13 protein-coding genes and 1 pseudogene are annotated in these 18921 nt (G+C 58.2%); 5 read left to right on the top strand and 9 right to left on the bottom strand.

Annotation, left to right across the window (positions count from 1 at the left end; all coding sequences use genetic code 11):
- A pseudogene (locus tag CKO23_RS14730) lies at positions 1 to 236 on the bottom strand (IS4 family transposase); the annotation flags it as partial.
- A 298-nt stretch (positions 237 to 534) separates the two neighbouring features.
- Between CKO23_RS14730 and CKO23_RS14735 the strand changes: the two are divergent.
- The 3 genes from CKO23_RS14735 (at position 535) to CKO23_RS14745 (ending at position 4594) form a co-directional block, all read left to right on the top strand.
- Positions 535 to 1245, top strand: a complete 711-nt coding sequence (locus CKO23_RS14735; RefSeq protein WP_200332519.1) for a hypothetical protein — start codon at positions 535 to 537, stop codon at positions 1243 to 1245.
- Between the two features lie 56 nt (positions 1246 to 1301).
- A complete protein-coding gene (locus CKO23_RS14740; RefSeq protein ID WP_200332521.1) occupies positions 1302 to 3059 on the top strand; it encodes a DUF4214 domain-containing protein in 1758 nt (585 codons plus the stop codon).
- 323 nt (positions 3060 to 3382) lie between these two features.
- Positions 3383 to 4594: a glycosyltransferase gene (locus tag CKO23_RS14745; protein WP_200332523.1), complete on the top strand. Its 1212-nt coding sequence runs from the start codon at positions 3383 to 3385 to the stop codon at positions 4592 to 4594.
- A 19-nt stretch (positions 4595 to 4613) separates the two neighbouring features.
- Here the strand turns inward: CKO23_RS14745 and CKO23_RS14750 are convergent, their stop codons facing one another.
- From CKO23_RS14750 to CKO23_RS14775, 6 genes are all read right to left on the bottom strand, one after another.
- Complete coding sequence (locus CKO23_RS14750) at positions 4614 to 5642, bottom strand: glycosyltransferase family 4 protein (protein ID WP_200332525.1); 1029 nt, start codon at positions 5640 to 5642, stop codon at positions 4614 to 4616.
- 12 nt (positions 5643 to 5654) lie between these two features.
- Positions 5655 to 7157: a class I SAM-dependent methyltransferase gene (locus CKO23_RS14755; protein ID WP_200332527.1), complete on the bottom strand. Its 1503-nt coding sequence runs from the start codon at positions 7155 to 7157 to the stop codon at positions 5655 to 5657.
- Between the two features lie 265 nt (positions 7158 to 7422).
- Positions 7423 to 8694 carry an ABC transporter ATP-binding protein gene (locus CKO23_RS14760; RefSeq protein WP_200332529.1) on the bottom strand — a complete coding sequence of 424 codons (1272 nt, stop codon included), beginning with the start codon at positions 8692 to 8694 and terminating at the stop codon, positions 7423 to 7425.
- Between the two features lie 97 nt (positions 8695 to 8791).
- Positions 8792 to 9562, bottom strand: a complete 771-nt coding sequence (locus tag CKO23_RS14765) for an ABC transporter permease (RefSeq protein ID WP_200332531.1) — start codon at positions 9560 to 9562, stop codon at positions 8792 to 8794.
- Entirely contained in the window at positions 9559 to 11925 is a 2367-nt protein-coding gene (locus tag CKO23_RS14770) for a glycosyltransferase family 4 protein (protein ID WP_200332533.1), read from the bottom strand. Before CKO23_RS14770 ends, CKO23_RS14765 begins: the two co-directional genes overlap by 4 nt.
- Before the next feature lies 1 nt (position 11926).
- Complete coding sequence (locus tag CKO23_RS14775) at positions 11927 to 12793, bottom strand: FkbM family methyltransferase (RefSeq protein WP_242482459.1); 867 nt, start codon at positions 12791 to 12793, stop codon at positions 11927 to 11929.
- Between the two features lie 205 nt (positions 12794 to 12998).
- Here CKO23_RS14775 and CKO23_RS14780 point away from each other — a divergent pair, with 205 nt between their 5' ends.
- Entirely contained in the window at positions 12999 to 13391 is a 393-nt protein-coding gene (locus tag CKO23_RS14780) for a GtrA family protein (protein WP_200332537.1), read from the top strand.
- 151 nt (positions 13392 to 13542) lie between these two features.
- Here CKO23_RS14780 and CKO23_RS14785 read toward each other — a convergent pair whose 3' ends face one another.
- Both CKO23_RS14785 and CKO23_RS14790 read right to left on the bottom strand, forming a co-directional pair.
- Positions 13543 to 14541, bottom strand: coding sequence for a glycosyltransferase family 2 protein (locus CKO23_RS14785; protein WP_242482455.1), 999 nt, complete (start codon positions 14539 to 14541; stop codon positions 13543 to 13545).
- Positions 14542 to 14592: 51 nt separating this feature from the next.
- Entirely contained in the window at positions 14593 to 16845 is a 2253-nt protein-coding gene (locus CKO23_RS14790) for a DUF6311 domain-containing protein (RefSeq protein WP_200332539.1), read from the bottom strand.
- An 898-nt stretch (positions 16846 to 17743) separates the two neighbouring features.
- On the opposite strand from CKO23_RS14790, the gene CKO23_RS14795 reads away from it, so the two are divergent.
- A complete protein-coding gene (locus CKO23_RS14795) occupies positions 17744 to 18823 on the top strand; it encodes a DUF4214 domain-containing protein (protein WP_200332541.1) in 1080 nt (359 codons plus the stop codon).
- The last annotated feature ends 98 nt before the right edge of the window (positions 18824 to 18921 follow it).

Genomic DNA, 18921 nt, shown 5'->3' on the forward strand with positions numbered 1-18921 from the left:
TCCTCGCGCGCCCCTTGATAGGCCGCATGGATCGACGGTTGCTGGCGGGTGACCACCTGCATCATCAGATCGAACAGCGTCGAGAACAACAGATGACGGGTGTACTGGCTTTGCGCCGTCTGCTCAAACCAGGCGTTGAGCTGGTCCGGATGGAAGCTGCGCTCCAACACCGCGCGCGCCATGGTGGGGATGGGGAAATGCTCGGCAAAGCGCTCAAGCAGTGGATTCAGCAACATCGTCAACAGCCCGCTGGTTACAAAAGGGCGCGATTGTACCGAGGACGCGCGACTCGCGCTGCTCGGGCGATTCAGCTGCGTCGAGGGCGGGCGACCGGCAGGAGTCGTTGCGTTCACTTTTTGTGACCTTCACAGCCCTGGGTCTTGGGGGCAGCGTCGCGAACACCGTCACGCTTCTCGTGAAAACTCAGCCTGACTCTCAGGCCTGGGGTGTAGAGTCAGTCTCTGCCATCCTGCTCGCGTCTCGAGGCGCGGGGATGTATGTGACCCCATTGAACAACGAAGGAGCGCGCAAAAAGTGTCTAGGAATCCGGATTCGACTAATCGTCTACACCTGATCGGCACCGGCTCCGCGTGCGTGCACGCTCGTCCTTCCAGTGCGGTAGGCCAGAAGCCGTGGCTCGATGCCCGAGGTATTGCCGCCTTCTCTGCCCAACTCGGCACTCTTGCCAGCTTGCTGTTGGGCCTTGCCATGCTGAATACCCCTATCCTGGCTGCCGAGCCAGAACGTCCTGCCGTGACGGTGCTGGCGTCGGTCCCTGCCGATGTGCGTGGCGGGGACAGCCTGCGGATACCTGTCGACGACGACCTGCAGTCCTTCGTGGTGAGAACGGGTGATGTCAGGTTGGTGACAGATTTGCTTTCGATCGATGGGAGTAGCCTCGACGCGAGCAGCACTGCCCGGGACTCACTCCCGAATCTGACTTCGCGAACCTTGGCGTTCGAACTCTTTCCCGATACCTATGTCGAGATCCTCGTCTCCTCCCAGTCCCGCCCAACGTCGAGCGTCTTGTCCATCAGCGGAGGTCTTCGCGATGGCGACCTATCCACCTTCTCGATGACCATGACGCCGGACAGCTACCTCTTGACCTACCAGGATCGGCACACGCAGCTTCTCTATCGGGTCGTTGGTGATACCAGCACGGGTATTGGTCGAGTCACGGAATACGATCGTCGCCATCAGCCGATGATAATCCACTCCTCTCCCCTTATTCCTCCTGCGGAGTGATGTGGGGCGCAGAGATGGATGCGCTTTCGTAACGAGTACGTGTCGAGGATTTCGCTATGCGTTGCACAACACAGGGATTACCGAAGTACCGCTTTCTGCTCTTTTCGTTCTGCCTGCTTCTTCTCAGTCTATGTGGAGCCCGTGGCGCTCTTGCCGCGACCATTGACGTGATGCTGGTCTATGACACCACGGCAACTGACTGGGTGAGTTCGAACGGCGGCATGACCGCATTTTCGGAAGATGTCATCAATCGGATGAATCAGGCGATGCAGAACAGTGGCGCGGCGATCAACTTCCGGCTCGTTCACGCCATGTCGATCAATTATACGACCCAGTCGAGCTTGTCCACCCCACTGACAGCCGACTTGAGCGCCTTGCAGTCAGGTGCTGGCGTCTTCGCTTCCGTTGCGGCCGCGCGAGACGCCTACGGTGCAGATCTGGTCGCTATGCTGATTGACCACGGCTATGCTTGGGGGTATGTGGGGCAGGGCTATTTGTTGACGAATTGGTCAGGCCATGCTGCGTATGCTCATACCGTCAGTGCGATTCGGTCCGTCGCCATTAGCAACACGCTGACGCATGAGGTTGGTCACAACCTGGGCGCGCACCACTCGAAGCACCAGGCCACGTATCCCGGTCCCAATGACTACCTCGACGGCCAGTATTCCGCCGGTTGGTATTTCACGGGCGGTGACGGTCAGGATTACCACACTATCATGGCCTATAATGACGACGGCTTTGGAAACCATTACGAAGAGGCGCCACTCTTCTCTACGCCACTCAAGAGCTACCAGGGAACGACCGCCGGTAGCGCCAGCGATGGCGATAACGTCCGGCTGCTGGCCCAAACCGGCGCTGTGGTCGCCACTTACCGAGTCTCGACCGCCACCGATGCGCCGGTTGCGATTGCAGCAACGGACATCTCCAGCACCGGATTCACGGCACGATGGAACGCCGTCAGCGCCGCATCTGGCTATCGGTTGGAGGTATCGGGAAACACGGCCTTTGGCGACGTCGTTGTTCAGGATGTCGGGAGTGCGATGAGCTATGCGGTCGGAGGGCTGACGCCCAATACTGACTATTATTACCGAGTCCGTGCCTATAACAGCTCCGCTACCAGTGAAGCCTCCAACATCATTCCGGTTCGTACCCTTAGCTCAGGTGTCCTGGACGACCCCTATGACTTCGTTGCGCAGCAGTATCTCGACTTCCTGGGGCGGGCGGGCGAGACGGCCGGCATCAATTTCTGGGCCGATCTTCTAAATAGGGGAATCTTGACTCGTGCTCAGTTCGTAGACAGCTTTTTCAGCTCTCCAGAGTTCCAGGGTAAGATCGCATCACTCGCAAGGCTCTACTTTGCCTATTTTCTGAGAATCCCTGATTACGACGGCTTGATTCATTGGATTCGGCAGTTGCAAGCTGGAGTAAGCCTGATCGACGTCTCTCAGGTGTTTGCAGTCTCCCAGGAGTTCGTCGGTAACTATGGCGCGATCGATAACGGTGCGTTCGTAGATCTAGTCTACGAAAATCTTCTTGGGCGAGCCCCAGAGGACGAGGGTCGCAATTTCTGGATAGGTCAGCTTGAAGGAGGTTTGGGGCGCGGAGAACTCATGATTGGTTTCTCCGAGTCTCCCGAGTTCAGGACGCGCAGTTATAGCTGGGTGCAGGTGACCATGATTTACGTTGGCATGCTGCGGCGGGCACCGGATCAGGGCGGGTTCGATTTCTGGGTGCAGGCACTGCAGGGAGGACGCTCCGTGACGGATCTGATCGATGGATTCCTCGAGTCGCCTGAGTATGCTTCGCGCTTCTAACGCCTTGTTTGCGGCTCAGGTGATGTGGCCGGGGGGGGCGGATGAGGCGGCTGCGGGAACGAGGCGCGCCGGCTGCCAGGGTTCCTCGATGGGGTGAGCGCAGGGAAACCTGTTCCGCTGCTGGCCAGGGCTCGAGCGCATCCATGTAACGCTCGCGCCCAGAATCGCCGTTCGGAGTCTGGGAAGATCGGAGCATCCGTCAAGCGCTTAGGCCGCATTCGAATGCCGAGTGATCGACCAGCGCCTCCTTGGGTTCGGTTGAGGTTGTTGCTTGGGGTTCAGGGTCCGAATCAAGCAAGATCAGGCCTTCTGGAGGAATTGGTGTGAAGATCATCCTGTCCGTGGATGCCATCCGGCATCCTCTCACCGGGATCGGCCGGTACGCCGCCGAATTGGCGAGTGGGCTATCCGATTATCCGGGGATTGAGGCCGTTCGCTTCTATCTCAACGGTAGATGGTTGAACTCTGTGGCGAGCGAGACCCGGCAGTCGGCTGTTTCTGGGCCGTTGCGACGGTCTCTGCTTGCACGGGCTCGCTCTAGCCTGCCAAACAATTCGCTTACGCTCAAGACGTCTCGGCAGGTGGTTGGGGCGATCGATCAATGGCGCTTGAGGCGCCTTGACGATCATCTATTTCATTCTCCGAATTACTTCCTTCCCCGGTTTGGTGGGCCAACAATAGCGACAATCCACGACCTTTCGACGCTCATCTATCCGCAGTACCACCCAGAAAGCCGCGTTGCACTTGTCAATTTGGAGATACCTAATACCCTGGCTCGCGCGTCTCATCTCATCACTGATTCAGCAGCTATCAGGCTAGAGTTGATCAATCGCTTTGGGTGCTCGGCCGAACGGGTTAGCGCTATTGCGCTTGGGGTGGATCCCGTTTTTCACCCGCGTGAGCCGCAAGCGCTAAAGCCTCGGCTGGAACCCTATGGATTGACGCCGGGCGCTTATTGTTTGTGCGTGGCAACGATTGAGCCACGTAAGAACATTCAGCGCCTCATCATGGCTCACGCGAGTCTGCCATTGGCCTTGCGTCGCCATTATCCGCTCATACTGGCGGGCGAGACTGGTTGGAGGAGCGAGGAGATCCATGCGAGCATCACTGCTGCTCAACGCACTGGGACAGTCCGCTACCTCGACTACCTGCCCCAAGAGGATCTGCCATTCGTCTTTGCCGGTGCTCATTTGTTTAGCCTGCCCTCGCACTACGAGGGGTTCGGTTTGCCGTTACTCGAAGCCATGGCGAGTGGCGTACCCCTTGTGACCTCGACCTGCCCCACGTTGCTCGAGCTTGCTGGAGACGTCGGTTTAGTGGTCGATCCTGAGGATACGAATGCCTTGGCAGAGGCTCTTCGGCGCGGCATGGAAGACGATCTTTGGCGAAGAGATGCAAGCGCATCAGGCCTCGCTCGCGCGCGTCAATATTCCTGGGAGCAGTGTGTTCAGTCTACATTTGCTGTCTATCAGCGAGTGATGTACGGACGGTCGGCAACCGATGCGCTACACCTTTCTTCCCTGTCCGGTGGCTAGATCATTCTGCCTTGAGGGATCACGCGTCGAGGAGCCGAGTGATCGTGCTTTCCCAATTGATGTCCAGCCTCTGATACCGATCGCGGCCTGCACGGCCCATTTCAATAGCTGTCTGGGGATTTCCATGCAGTGCGTCGATGGCTTCTGCGATAGTCTCCGGTAGCGGGGGTACGATCCGACCGGTTTCGCCTTCAATCACGAATTCCAGTGGCCCTCCAGAATCCGTGCAGGTAATAACGGGTTTGGATGAAAGCATGGCTTCCAGCGTGATGTAACCGTAGTCCTCGTCGAAAGGTCCGAAGAAGACGGCAAGCGCATGCGCATAGAATGCAATCTTTTCAGCCTCGCTAACGTGCCCAAGCAGTCTGACACGATGCTCCAGTCCGTACCGAATGATGAGCTGTCGACAATGATCTGTAAGCCCACCTGTACCCGCAATGAGAATGGCGACCGGAGAACGTAAGTGCCGGGCAGCTTCGATGAGGAGGCTCTGTCTTTTTAGGTTCTCCACGCGGCTGGGATAGAACACGTAAGGTTCTGGTTCTGCCCAGCGAAAATGTGTCGCGAAGGCAGGAGGATGGAGAAGCGGGTCACTATCGAGTCCGTTGAAGTGCGAAAGGCGCTCAGCGACGCGGGCCGATTCTGCGAACCGACGTCGGGCGCGGGCAAGAACGCGGTTGTCGTAGTCGATCACCGTCTCACGCATGTTCAGACTCTCTGGCGTTGCTGTTTTGCTATCGAACAGCTCATATACGGCGCGAAATTGATGCATCACCCAAACGATGTGGTGAGGATGGGTCACGCCGTAGCCTGGAAACTGCAAACTGATCAGGCGATCCACCCTTTGCCCGTTTGGTCGGCTTAGGTCAAGCTGTTCGCAAAAGGTCATCAGGCTGAGAACGCTTGCCGCCGGTTGGAATTGGAAGGGGAAGCGAAGCAGCTCAACGTGGTGACCGGCGTGTTGCAGGGCGGTCACCAGACCGTTGACTTGGTGATTTGCTCCGCCCGCGATGAAGGGTACCTGGCAAGCGGTCACGATGATGTTCATCGGCTGTTCCTGCTATGCGTCGTTCGAACGGCTGACAGCCATGTCTTCACTGGCGGGAATACCAGGTTTCGTTGCGAGCAAGGCAAAGTCTTGGGGTCCATAGAGGTGGCCATTGACGCGGTTCGCGAGAGGTGTGTCGACGGCCAGCCTGTCCTGTTCGGGGTAGGGGTGCAGGCGCCATAGGCGGACATCCTCGAAACCCTGGTAGTCGACGAGAAACCTCAGGCCTGTTGGCGTCACCGGATGATGGTGGCTAAAGTCGTGGTAGAACGTATGGCTGCCGACCAGGACGTTTTCGGGATTGGGTGTCTCGAAGATCAAGCGACCGCCGGGTTGAAGTACCCGCCAAGCCTGTTCCACCAATTGAAACAGCAGCTCAAACGGCAGATGCTCGACGACATGGAAGCCGGTGATCACGGCATGCGAGTTATCCGCGAGGCGCGCGAGATAGTGCAAGGCATCGGATCGATGCACCTCCAGCCCTAGTTTTCTGGCACGCGCGACCATGTCTTCGTTGAGATCGACGCCAATCGCTCGAAAACCCTGGTCGGTCAGTAGGCGCATCCACTCGCCACGCCCACAGCCGATATCCAGCATCGGAGATGTCAAAAGCTCATCCGGTAGTTTTGCAATGTCCTGCAAATAAATCCGCTGATCGGCGGCTATATCCGACTCCTGTCCGCGATGTGCCTCTTCAAACGCGAGGTAGTAGGCATCAAGGCGATCTTTGAGGGCCGTGTCCGCGTCGTCCGGAGTTCTGTCAGGGCAGACGGGTCGCTGATCGAAAGCGCGTTGTTGGAGAACTTTGACGCGCGCGCGCAACAGGCCGATTTCACCAACTGCCGTGTCGAGTCGCTGGCCGTGACCTCGCTGTTGCTCCGCCTGCTCGTCGGTGCTCTTGCTTATTCGATCAAGCGCCCGCGCTTGGCGTTCGACCTGTGCTCGCTGGTCCTCTTCCATCTGACAAACGCGTGCTTGAAGCTCGTTGGCAATATGCGCTTGCTCCTGAAGCTTCTGTGACACCTCTGCGCGGAGACGGTGAGATTGACCTAGGCGCATCTGACGCCACAGGTGATACGTCCAGTTCAGACGCCGGACGATCGATCGGAATCCGAGTCGGGCGCCAACCCGGGAGAGATAATAGAGCGCTGGCGCTACACCGAACCCTGGGAACCTCAATCCAAGCGCGCGCGCTTCGGGAGATGCGCGAAGCGAAGACAGCACGAAAGGTTGCCCGAATCCATGATCGAGCATCTCGCGGTGGTGGGCCGCTCCATCGGGATCCGCCGGGCGCCGCAGCAACGCACGATACGCCTGGTCGATGAAGGCAGTCGGCTCAGAGATCGCAAGTAGATCGTCGATGCAACCCGCGAGTGTCTGCGCGTCCTTCTTGGGCAAGGTCGCTAGCCTTGCCAGTGGGACCAGCGGTTCGATCAGGTCGACTTGGTAATCGGGGCGGCTGGATTCTTCGCGGACACGCTGAATCAGCGCATCGACGTCAGGCAAAGCTTGCATGCAATGATTCCTGATAATGTGTTCTTGATGGCGAGAGCGCGAAAACCGCTGGCGATACCTGTCTCGCCTTCCTTTCAGTTATCAGCCGCTTTCCTCCTGTCCCTTCTCGTCTCCTTTCTGAAGCCATTGGTGGCGTCCAGGTGACCGAATGACATTCCGGCGCAGGGCGGTGACGGATGCATACCAGAGCTCACGTGAGCGGCAATATTGTGCACGGTCTTCTTGGTCGCATACGATGCTGTCCGGATCTTTGGGCGGCGATCATCTAGTCCAGCGGGATTGGGTGCAACTGTGAGACTGGGCGGAGCCGACAAACTCCCGCGAACAGAGGACCTCGAATGCCGGCGACCTCGAAGGTTACAGCATGATCTCGCCAGTGATAACAGGCATCTAGATGGTTTTCTTCTGAGTGGAGCGCGGCGCTGAGCGTATACTGGCCCGGCGCCACATCCATATCCATCGTGAAATCGATCTGCCATTCCCCTTTGCTCGTCGGAAGAGCGAGATCTAGATAGCGCGTGTTAGTGCCGAAGATATCCTGTCCGAAGCGATCGCGAATCAAGATGCCCGCAGTGATTTCCGGAAGGTCGCGATGGATTCGATAGTTGATGCGAACCGTTACTGATTCGCCGCTGCTGATCGTCTCTGCGCCTGAGTCTGCTCCGACAACGCGAGCCGAAAGGATCTCGGCATCGCCAGTGCCGTAGTCCGTTCTCGCGCGGTCCTGCTCGGTGATTTGCAGCGAATCATCGCTTTGTCTGGCAACCAGATAGTTGTACAGATTGATGGTGCGCTCTGGCTCGCCGATCGTATAAAGCTTTCCGTGCTCTAGGAGTAAGACGCGATCGCAGAGCATTTTTACAGCATTGAGATCGTGCGAAACGAGCACGATGCTTCCTCCGCTCTCGCGAAATTCACGAATGCGCCGATAACATTTCTGTTGGAAATGCGCATCCCCGACGGCGAGTGCTTCGTCGACGAGAAATGTATCTGGATCGGCGTGAATGGCGATGGAGAACGCCAATCTCATAATCATACCCGAAGAGTAAGTCTTCAGCGGCTCTTGAATGAAGTTGCCTAATTCCGAGAAGTCGAGGATGGCTTCACGGCGTTCCGCGATTTGGTCCTGTGTCAGGCCGATCAATAATGCATTGTTTGTTAGATTTTGAGTGCCGGAGAGTTCCGGATTGAATCCAGTTCCGAGCTCCAGAAGACCGGTGATGCGTCCGCCGCTTTCGATTTGCCCGCTGTCGGGAAGTAGCACGCCCGTCAGAAGCTTTAGCAGCGTCGACTTGCCAGCACCGTTGTGGCCAATGATGCCAAGCGTGCCTCCCTGGGGCACATCGAAGGTGACATCTTGCAGTGCCTGATGTACATGATGATAAGGTCGCCTCAGGATGATCTCTTTGAGCCGGTCGGATGGGTGGCGATATAACCGGAAACGTTTGCAAAGTCCATCAGCACGAATCACGATAGGGTCTTCGCTGCAATCAGTAGGGTCAGTAAGGTCGATGTTAATCCCGCTGCTAACCACCATAGGCCTGGCATCGGAAAACAGGCAACGCGATTCCGGAACAAAAAGAAAGTGGCGATGGCTGATCCGTTGATCAGAAGTGCGCCTATCATAAAAACGATCACAGAAAATCTCGTACGTCTTTTTCTAGCGTTTTGACGAATAGGTAGCTCAGTCCGAAGATTGCGAAGGCCAGTACCGCTACCCAGCTCAATTGAGCGTAATCGGGCTGTGTTTCACCGATGAACATCGCGTGGTAGCTCGTTGTGATTGGCGCCATAGGGTTAATGATTCCGAGAATTTTGTATAGCTTCTCAGGAACCACTGTGGGAACCCAAACGATAGGTGTCAGCCAAAACCAAAGCTGCGTCAGGATCGTGACAAACTCGCGGGTATCGCGCAAGAATACGTTGAGAACGGCGGCGAAAAGACCGAGTCCAAGTGCAAGGACTTGCTGGATGAGAAAAACCCATGGCAGGACGAGTAAGGTTGGTTTAAATGGAACGCCAAGTAGGAGTAGCACGAAGAGAAAAAAACTCAGACCTATCAGGAAACTCAGGCTCTCCGCAAGTACAATGAAAATCGGCAGGCTTGGCAGAGACAAGGCGATTTTGGAAAGTATCCCCTTCTTGTCGACAAAGACCGACGCCGCTCGGGTCAGCGTGTTGGAGAAGGCTAGCCACGGGAGCATTCCGGCAATCAGATAGACGCTGTAGCCATAGGCGTCGTTGACGCCAGGTAAGCGTGCGGCCATGATCTGACCAAAGATCACCACGAAGATGAAGAGCATCACCAAGGGATGCAGAAACGCCCAAGCGAATCCGAGCGCAGAGCCAGCATAGCGATCCACGAGTTCTTGACGCGCGAAACTCCATAAGAGCATCGGACTCATTGCGCGTAGGCCTGCCGCTGGCTGTCTTCGATCGCCTCCCACATGTGCTTCGCGATGACATCCCAGTCACCTGCCTTGGCGGCGCGATCGCGCGCAAGCCGTGCTCGCGCCTCGCGTCTGCCACTCGCCTCTGGCGCGAGCAAGGCCCGCAATGCGGGCGCGAAGTCGTGGAGTTCCGCCTGAATGAAATCGCGCTCTGCATCCAGGATACCGCCCCGGGCGCCGAAGGGTGTGCTTAGGATCGGGAGGCCCGCGGCCGCGTATTCCAGCATCTTTAGATTGGTGCCTGAACCGGTCGTCATTGGATTTAGGCCAACATCGGCTGCCGCGAGCCACACCCGCAGTTCGGCATCCGTGACTCGGCCCACGAGTTTCAGGTTTGGCGTCGTCTTTGGCTGTCCTGGCGCCTCGCAAACACTCCCGACCACGCAGAAGAGGATGTCGGGACAGGCTTCCGCGATAGCGATCAGGGCCGTGAGTGCGTCTAGATTCGGACCATGCAGGCTTCCCACGAAGAGCGCCACCGGGAGCGCGCGCAGCCCCAGCCGATCCCGGAGTCGATCCCGTCTACTGTCGTCAAGGCTGGGATATGAGGCCGAGTCGACGCCGTTCGGCACGGTCGCCGGGCGCTTGGGAAGATCGTAGCGAGCCTGCATCCGCGCGGCGTCTTCATCGCTGCAGCAAAGCACGAGGGGCGCCTGTCGCGCACAGTCGCGCTCTGTGCGGGCGACCGCCTCGACCTGCTCTGGTGCGTGACCGAAGATCGACCCCTTCAGATCGACTTCAACGTTCAGCGACTCATAAATAATTGGCGCGTTACAGACCGAGCGGATCGCTGGGAAGGCGTAAGGATGGCAGGCGATCAGGATGTCCGCCCATGCGACGGCTTCACGGATGGCCGCCAACCAGCCGGGGGTCAGTTCCGGGCGCAGCATGGCGGCCATGTCGGCGCACGACGCCCTCAAATCCCGGCTCAGCCTGTGCTCGAATCTGGCGTGGGCTTCCGTCATTGGCACGACAACCTCGGTCAAACCTGGCGCGAGCATGCGTGTCTTGGGTGTGGAACGCGCATCTGACAAATTGACGACCCTGACGTCGGCCCTCCGGGCGAGTTGCCGATACAGCTGAAACATGCGCACTTGACCGCCATTCCTGGGCGGAAAGATGCTGAAGGTGTTCACGACCGTGATGCGCGGAGCCGGTCTGGCGAAGTCGCGCGCGAAGTTTGGCCACTGGATGTGAACGACGCTCTCGGCGGCGCGATGCGCCAATCGGTCGCGCAATGCTGGTTCGAGGATCAGCCGCCGCATTCCGTCAGCGAGATCCGGCACAGATGGCGCCGCGATCAACCCGTTTTCCATGTGTTGCACGAGTTCGGTGACCCCGCCGGCGTCGGCGCAGGTCAAGACCGGTCGGCCGGCTTGCAGCGCCTCGAGTGCCACCAGCCCATAGTCCTCCTGCTCCGGCACAAAGACGACGAAGAGTGCGCGCTGATAGGCCTCCGCTAGCTCGGCGTCGGTCAAGCGACCGATCAGACGGATCTTTGGGTGGGCTCCAGCCAGCGCTTCGAGGCGACCACGCTGCGGGCCATCTCCACCAATCACCAAGGGTACGTCGAGCTTCGCCATAAGGTAGGCCTGCACAACCCAGTCCAAGCGCTTTGGGCCGTCCAATCGGCTAACGGAGAAAATCGCCCCTTCGATCGCCTTTTCGGTGGCTTGAGGCGCAGGGCGTGGCGGTGCTGGGGGGTGCTGCACCGTCACCTCCATCCCCTGCGGGAAATAATCCTTGCGCTGCTTCACGGTGCGCGAAATAGAACAGTAACGGCGCATTGCGGTTGGTGCGAGCCCGATCGCATCGAGCGAATGAACAACCTGCCGGATCAGTGCGCCGGGCAGGGCAAAGACACTCGGTGGTAGATGAGGCGCATCAAGGCGTAGCTCCTCCAGTGCTCCGAAGATCTCCGGCAGGGCGCTGCGAGCGCCTGCGGAGCGGGAGAGCATGGCCGTCAGCCGGTCGATCGCCGGAAAACCCTGTGGAGGCGTCGCACTCATACTCGTCGGCCAGGTGTCGTAAAGACCGCGCAACTTGTGCAATAGAAAGAGATGATGATCCGGATGTGCCGCCATCCAGGCCGGATACTTACCGCTGATCACTCGATCGAAATGCAAGAGGTCCAACTCGGCGAACTGGCGGTAGCTGTCGACGATCTCCCAGAAAGTGCGTTCCGGTGACGGGAGCTTGATCAGTTCGGCTTCGACTTCCTCAAACGCATTCAGTGCTGCAAGCCAGCTTGTCCAGAGATTTTCAGCGCCACCGATGACGAAGGGCACTGGGCTGGGTGCGACTAACGCAATCTTCATATCACTGGCCTACCGGCCATGCGTCCACGCTCAAGGCTATGGTGATCTGAGGCAAACGTTCTGAGGGGACCATCAAATAATCCCAGTAATAGGTGTCCACCGAGGCCAGCCAGTCCGCTAGATTGCGGAACGGATGACCTAGGAGATCAGTGAGGGCATACCCCCAAGCCGATGCGAGCACGAAGAGGTCCGCGGGCTGGCGACCGTAGACGCTGTACGAGGGGGAGCCGAACTCAACGGAAAACACCGGGCGATCCCGCGCTGCAAGCGCCCGCGCGCCGCCGAGGACGTCGAGCTCGGCGCCTTCGACGTCGATCTTGATGAAGTCCACTCGGTGTTGTGATGCCTCTGTGCTGAGCAGCGCATCTAGTGTGGTCACATCGACATCGATCTCCTTGAGGACAGCGTGCCGTTCGTCGTTGTAGTGGCGCCGGCGTAGTCCGCTTTCCTCGGGCGCATGCGTATTGACGACGAAGCGTGCGCGGCCTGGGCGCTCGCTCACGGCTGCATTGATCAACGTCACCTGCGGAGATTGTCCGAACAGGTGCGTCAAGTAGGCATATTCTCGCGGCAACGGCTCGAACACCCAAAGTTGTCTGGCGTGCACCTGCTCCAGGAAGATGCGCGTGTGCCGGCCTGAGTGGCCACCGACGTCGATGATGTTCGCACCGAGCGGGAGAATCCGGAGGTAGCTGCGCTCAAGTGTGGCTTCCCAATCCCAGGCGAGGGGGTCGGGGGTTCTCAGCGTCAGCGCTCGCAGATAGTCGCGCCCCGCGGGAGAGTCGGTTGAGCGATCCGACAGCCGAGCTGGCCCCCTGGCGTTGTCATTCTGATCCTCTGCCACAGCATGTTCCCTCTTTGGCTTCATCACCTAACCTGATCCGACCTCGCATAGAAACCTCAAGATTCCGTAGAATGGTCCCCTGTCCGCCAGTCTACCAAAGCCGGCGCGTGCCTCCGAAGAGTGCGCTGCCCAGCCAAGTCCGCCTCCCCCGACTGCAGAACGACGACCAGGAAGTATCGAAATGCCTCTCGACGTGACATGGGCTACCTCAGCCGGATCTAGACGCCTCTTGGAGACTGCCTTTCGCCTGGCCCGATTTGGCTTGGTTGGTATCGTCGCCACGCTGGTCCATCTGGGAGTCGTCGTCTCGCTCGTTGAGTCTGGCGTCTTGCCCGAGCCTCTCGTTGCGAATCTGTTTGCCTTTTCCTGCGCCGTTTTCGTTTCCTACTATGGTCACAACTACTGGACGTTCCGGCAACGTCGAGGCAGTGTGCCGCAATTCCTGCGCTTTCTTGTCATCACCGTGATGGCTCTGGGGCTCAACCAGCTCATTCTCTATGTCGTCACGCGACCGCTGGGGCTGGACTATCGCATCGGTCTGTTGCTCGTCCTCTGCCTGGTGCCCCTATTCACCTATGCGCTGTCGCACTTCTGGGTGTTTCGCGAAAACTGCGGCGCCTAGTCCCGCCTCAGCCATACATGCCCGCACGCAACGGAGACGGCAGCCAAGTCTATCGCGCTGATCTGCTGCCTGGTGGGGTGGGCATGGTTCAGGGAAGAAGGTTCGCCGGTTGTCGACGATCGAGGCCAAACCAGTTCCAGTAGCATGGCCCTCAGCTGGACCGCCTCGGTTCGGTCTGCCGAGAGGGGGGCTCAGAGACAACACTGCCTTCGGAGGCGTCGCGCTCGAAGCCGTGCGTGCTTCGGACCAGGAAGAGTGGCCGCTGTTTCACTTCGAGATAGAGACGCCCCAGGTACTCGCCGAGGACTCCGAGCGAGATGAGTTGAATGCCGCCCAGCATGAGAATGACGACGATCAGGGTCGCAAAGCCAGGCACGTCGACGCCGGAGATGAGTGTGCGAACGATGAGGAATGACGCATAGAGCATCGCCAGCAGTGATACGACCAGGCCCACATAACTCCAGAGTCTGAGCGGTAAGGTCGTGAAGCCGGTCAAGCCATCAAGGGCGAAGTTCCAAAGCTTCCAGAGATTCCACTTCGACTCACCCAATGCACGCTCCGCCTGCTCATATTCGACCTCTGCTCGTCGAAATCCGACCCAGGCGAAGAGCCCTTTCATGAAGCGATTGCGCTCAGGCAAGGCATTTAGCGAATCGACCACGCGACGGTCGAGCAGCAGGAAGTCGCCGACGTTCCGGGGAATCGGTGTCTCCGTGAGTCGGTTGAAAAGTCGATAAAAAAGGCCGGAAAACGCCTTTTTCATGCGGCTTTCCTCGCGTCGATCCATGTGGACGCCATACGCAATATCATAACCCTCTCGCCATTTCTCCAGGAATCGAGGGATGACGTCCGGCGGATGCTGTAGGTCGCTATCCATCACGACCGCGGCTGCGCCCCGTGCAAATTGAAGCCCCGCACTTACGGCGTATTCTTTGCCAAAATTTCGAGAGAGATCAATTATTTTGATGCATGTGTGAAGATTGGCAAGCTCTTTCATCACTAATAAACTGTCATCGTCGCTGCCGTCATTGACAAGAATGATTTCTGTCTCAAGGTCAATGTCTCTGATAACGGCAAGAAGCGCCGAAATCATCCGCGGCAGCATCTGCTCTTCGTTGAAGACGGGTACGATGATCGAGAGAACTTCCAATGCGACTCCTGCGGGTCTGGCTGCGCTGATTGTCGTGAATCCTGGTCGATATCAGTCTGATCGAGACGGGTCTTGATCCTGTTGATCGGATACGCGCGCATGGATGAGTGCGATGCCAAGCGGTCGGAGATCACCGTCACTCAAACCGATCTCCGCTGGTGAGCGTGGGCGTGCGATACGAAACTCGAATGTCAATCGACTGGTGCCTTCCGCCACCTCCGCCGGTAACTCGACGCGGCGCCAACCACCGGCATCTGTCTCTGTGAAGAACCATTCCGCGAGCGGGTATCCATTCACGAATACTTTGACGCGCTGCGAATCAAATGTCTTTCCCAGCAAGGCATTGACCTCGAACTCCGCCAGGGTCTTCCCCTTGAGGGGGCGTGCTAACGGCAGCTCGAGTTGCGCCTTTCGGCCCAGCGACCAGGTTCCCCAAGCTTCTGGTAATGACCAACCAGCGCCCAAGTGGTTGCTGTCCGGGCTACCCGCGATCAGGTGAAGCTCCCGGCCAGGGTCATAGGCCGAAACGGCATCTAGCGGATGGGCGCTCCATTCCGTCTTGAGATCTTCCGGCAAACGCTCCCACTCCAGACTGCAGGCGTAGCCATTCTCGAACTTGCGGCAGGCGGTCTGAGGCACGGACATTCTGTGGAGCTGACCAGGTGAAAAGGGCGGGTTTTGGAAGACGATCAATCGTCTGGGTTTGAGCTTGACTCTGTAGGCGTCTTGACCAACCTCGCGGGTGCAATCTGGTACCCAGCGCGCCGCGTAGAGGCTGTTGGTGTGCAGTTGGGCATGTGCGGCCAGGAGTTGAAGATCGAAATCCAAGTCCATGCCCTTGGTGTCCGCCGTGCAGAACATCGGCGGGTAAAGCAGCAACTCATCATGGAGCGGCACCAGAGTGCGCCAGCGCGCGTCGGTCAGGATGGGTGCCGTCTCTGTCGAGCGGGCTTTCACGTGCGCCTGCAATGGCCGCGTGTCTAGCCATTGCAGGGCGGCCACGAGCAACAGAGCCGGCGCGACAAGGCGCCGAGGTAGCCACGCCAGCAGGCCCAGAAGGGCCGCCAGATAGATCAAGTAGAGTGCCGGCCAGAAAAACCGACTCGTGACGCGGAAATGTCGGGCGAGTGCATCCAGCGGAGCCGGCCAAGGGTAACTAATGAGTAAGGTCTCGAGGGCATAGACGTTCGGAGAGAGAGCGTAGATGAAGAAGCCCATTGCCAGCAATGCCAGTAGCACAAGGCTCAGTTGCCCATCATCCGTTCGTCTCCCTCTTTTCGGCATTGGCGTTTCGAACTGCAGCCACCGTTTCATCCCCAAAACCATGACGATCAGCAGGGCGGCCCAAATACCTGCCCCGAAGTAAGCGAAGCCCTCGACGGCCTGGTGTCCAGTGGGATCGACGTGGCCTCGGCCCGGAAGTAGCCCACTGAGTCCCTGGGCAAGCAGGGGTGCGAGCAGATTCATGGTGTAGGTCGTCTCGGGTGCGACTGGGGAGGGTAGGCCGCCCAATTGAATATGTCCGGAAACGAGCATCAGGCTGAGTATCCAGCACACGCCGAGAAGAGTGCGTATCGTTTCTGCCGCTACCCTTCGATAACGTAAGAGACGTTCCACCCGCGCAGTCCCGAACATCGCACCCGTCAGCGCGAGGAGGTAGGGATGGACCCAGAGCGCCGCCGTCAGTAAGACGATCCACCAACCGAGTGCCCGCCATGGGGTTGTTCGGTCACGGCCTTCCCTCACCATGAGTAGCAACCCGAAGAGCACCAAGAAGTGCCCCATCAGCGCCAGGTGCTCCATCCAGTAGCGCATCAGCAGAACGGGAGTCGTGCACGCGATCACCGTTGCGGCCAGCACTGCGATTAGCGTGGTTGTCACGAATTCTCGCAGCAAGAGATTGAAAGCCACGGCTTGCAGCGCGAAACACAGCAGCACCCAGGCGCCGAAATAGTTCACCGCTTGCCCGGTCAAGGAAAACCACATCTTCGCCGGAAGGGCTAAGAGAGGGATGCTATCGGTGAAGATGATATTCATCCCCGCCGGTCCCAGATTTGCTGCGGCGAAGAGTGGAAAACGCCACGCGTCATGCAGGTAATAGAGCAATCCGACGAGCGCTTGATTCTGGTCGCCAGTTGGAAACCAGGCGCGATCGTTCTGACCAGACAAAAATCCCACGCCGACCAGTCCGATGGCAATTGCGGTTCCAAGCAGCCCGGATATCGCCACCAACCAAGGGGTAGACGGCGTCCACTGAGCGTCGATGGGCGAGCTTTCGCTGGTCGGATTTTGGAGCGCTGTCATGACTTCGTCGGGCAATAAGCGGCGGGAAACTGGAGCGATTACCGTGAAAGATGCGCTGCGCGGGAGCCCCGGTGCCCTGTCCCGATCCTGCATCTCGTCTCTGCGGCTACGAGGCTCACGCCCCTCTCCGCTGCGGCGATACGCACGCCCCGTATTGCCGGCGGTGGCTTGCTCTCCACGCTCTACGGCAGCTACCATCTGGTGCGTCTGGGTACCCGTGCAGAGCTTCGAGTGGAGCATTCATTGATCGGTTGGATTCAACGCATTCCGCAACCGTTCGACGTCCCCACTTTGGGCGCTAAAGTCTAACAGGACTCCCGGGTATCGCGTGAAATTTCCGCAGTGATGCGGGTTGCGCTTCGTCGAGAGCCGTGCCGGCGCTGTGCCGCTGAATGCAACGTGCTTGCTCCGCTCGTTAGTCGCTACCGCTCTCACGTGTGCAGATTGTCCGGGGGCGGCGCTTGAGATCGATCTTGTCCGAGTCTCTGTTTGGGCTCACGCAGGATGCGTCGTCCAATCGAGGGCGCTGCGGTTGTGATCGGCTCGCTCGTTTCTTCGTGCTGGGGTCCGTGGTAGTAAGCGTGCCTGTGAGTTTGGGTCTGGGCCTTGCTGGTCTTCCGTGCGAGATCCACTCTCGGAGGCCAGGATACTAGGTCGCGGGGGGGGCGGGGCTGCCTCCGTGGCTGATCAGCCAGCCTCGGCCGCTCTGGGGACTTCCTTGCATCGGAGGCGTGCTCATTGTATAAACACCTCGTATCCTTGCCCTTGACCCTCTCTCCCTCACCATGATTTTGCTCGCTCGGCTTGGGGCAAAAGGTGGACTTGTCCACGATGGGTCGTGGTACCCTGTGCTCGATCGTATCGGCTCTCACCCTTTATAGATGAGGTATTGTCACCTATGGCTACTATTACTTACGCGAACGGAGTCAAGTTCGACGCCAGCGTTGCTGACATTTTCGGTACTGCTTACTTGGCAGCATTTGGCCGCGCGCCCGTACCATCAGATACGGAAAGTGCCAATGATCCTGCAGGCTTGCCCTTCTGGGTCAATCAATACCTCGGCGGCTCCGGTGCCAACGCGGGTTACGTAAATAATCTTGGTGCGATTGGGGATGCGTTCGTTAACTCGAATGAGTTTGAGAGTGCCTTTGGTACTACTCTGACTGATGCTCAGTTCGTGCAGTTGCTCTACACCAATCTCCTGGGTCGTTCCCCAGATCCCGGTGGGTTTGATTTCTGGCTGGGCCAGGTTCAAATGGATGGTCGCGGTGCCGCCCTCATGGCGTTCGCTGACTCGAATGAGTTCGCGGCCTATAACTCAGATCTCGTCGAGGCGACAAATAGTTACATTCTCGCGCTCGCGGCTGCTCCCGCCGATTTCGCTCCAGACTTCAATAATCCCAGCTCCTTGGCGGCCGTGAGTGACAAGTGGCTGGCAGACAACCCCGGTCTCGATCCGATGAACGACGTCTTCAACGTTGGTTCTTCGGATCTTGCGAACTTCGCCAAGCAGCCAAGTGATCCGAACGGGTATCTCAACGGTTCCGACTTCGGGCAAGACATCGTCAGCTTCGATTTGACGAAACCCTTCGGTCATGATGTTGTCCTTGGAATGATCCTTGCCGATAAGTTCGCGTTCGACGCGAATGGCCGAAAGCAGGGCGACATCATTTCCTTCACGGGCGTCTCGGATGCTTCCGAACTGGCTGGGATGATTGCGTCGGTTGAACTCGGCAAGGATATGGATGCAAGCAATCCGGTCATTCCCGACTATCGTTACGAGATCTTCTTCGGCGATAAGGACTTCTGGGATATGACGGTTACCTTTAATAACGGTGACAGCATCCAGTTCATCGACTTTATTGCCGACGACGCAAATGCGTTTGCGTCAGGCTTGACCGCGGGAATGGTGAATGAAGGGGATCTTGTGAACCTTATTGGTGTGCTCGAGGCAAACGACAACATCATCTACGCCTGACAGTAAGCGCACTCGGAGACCTTGGTGGTGGTCCATTCGTCACCAAGGTCTCCAAGAAACCGTCACCGCATCCACTTAGCTTGGTTTTTTAAGTCTCT

Source organism: Thiocystis violacea, assembly GCF_016583565.1.
In the GTDB taxonomy this organism is placed as follows: domain Bacteria; phylum Pseudomonadota; class Gammaproteobacteria; order Chromatiales; family Chromatiaceae; genus Thiorhodococcus; species Thiorhodococcus violaceus_A.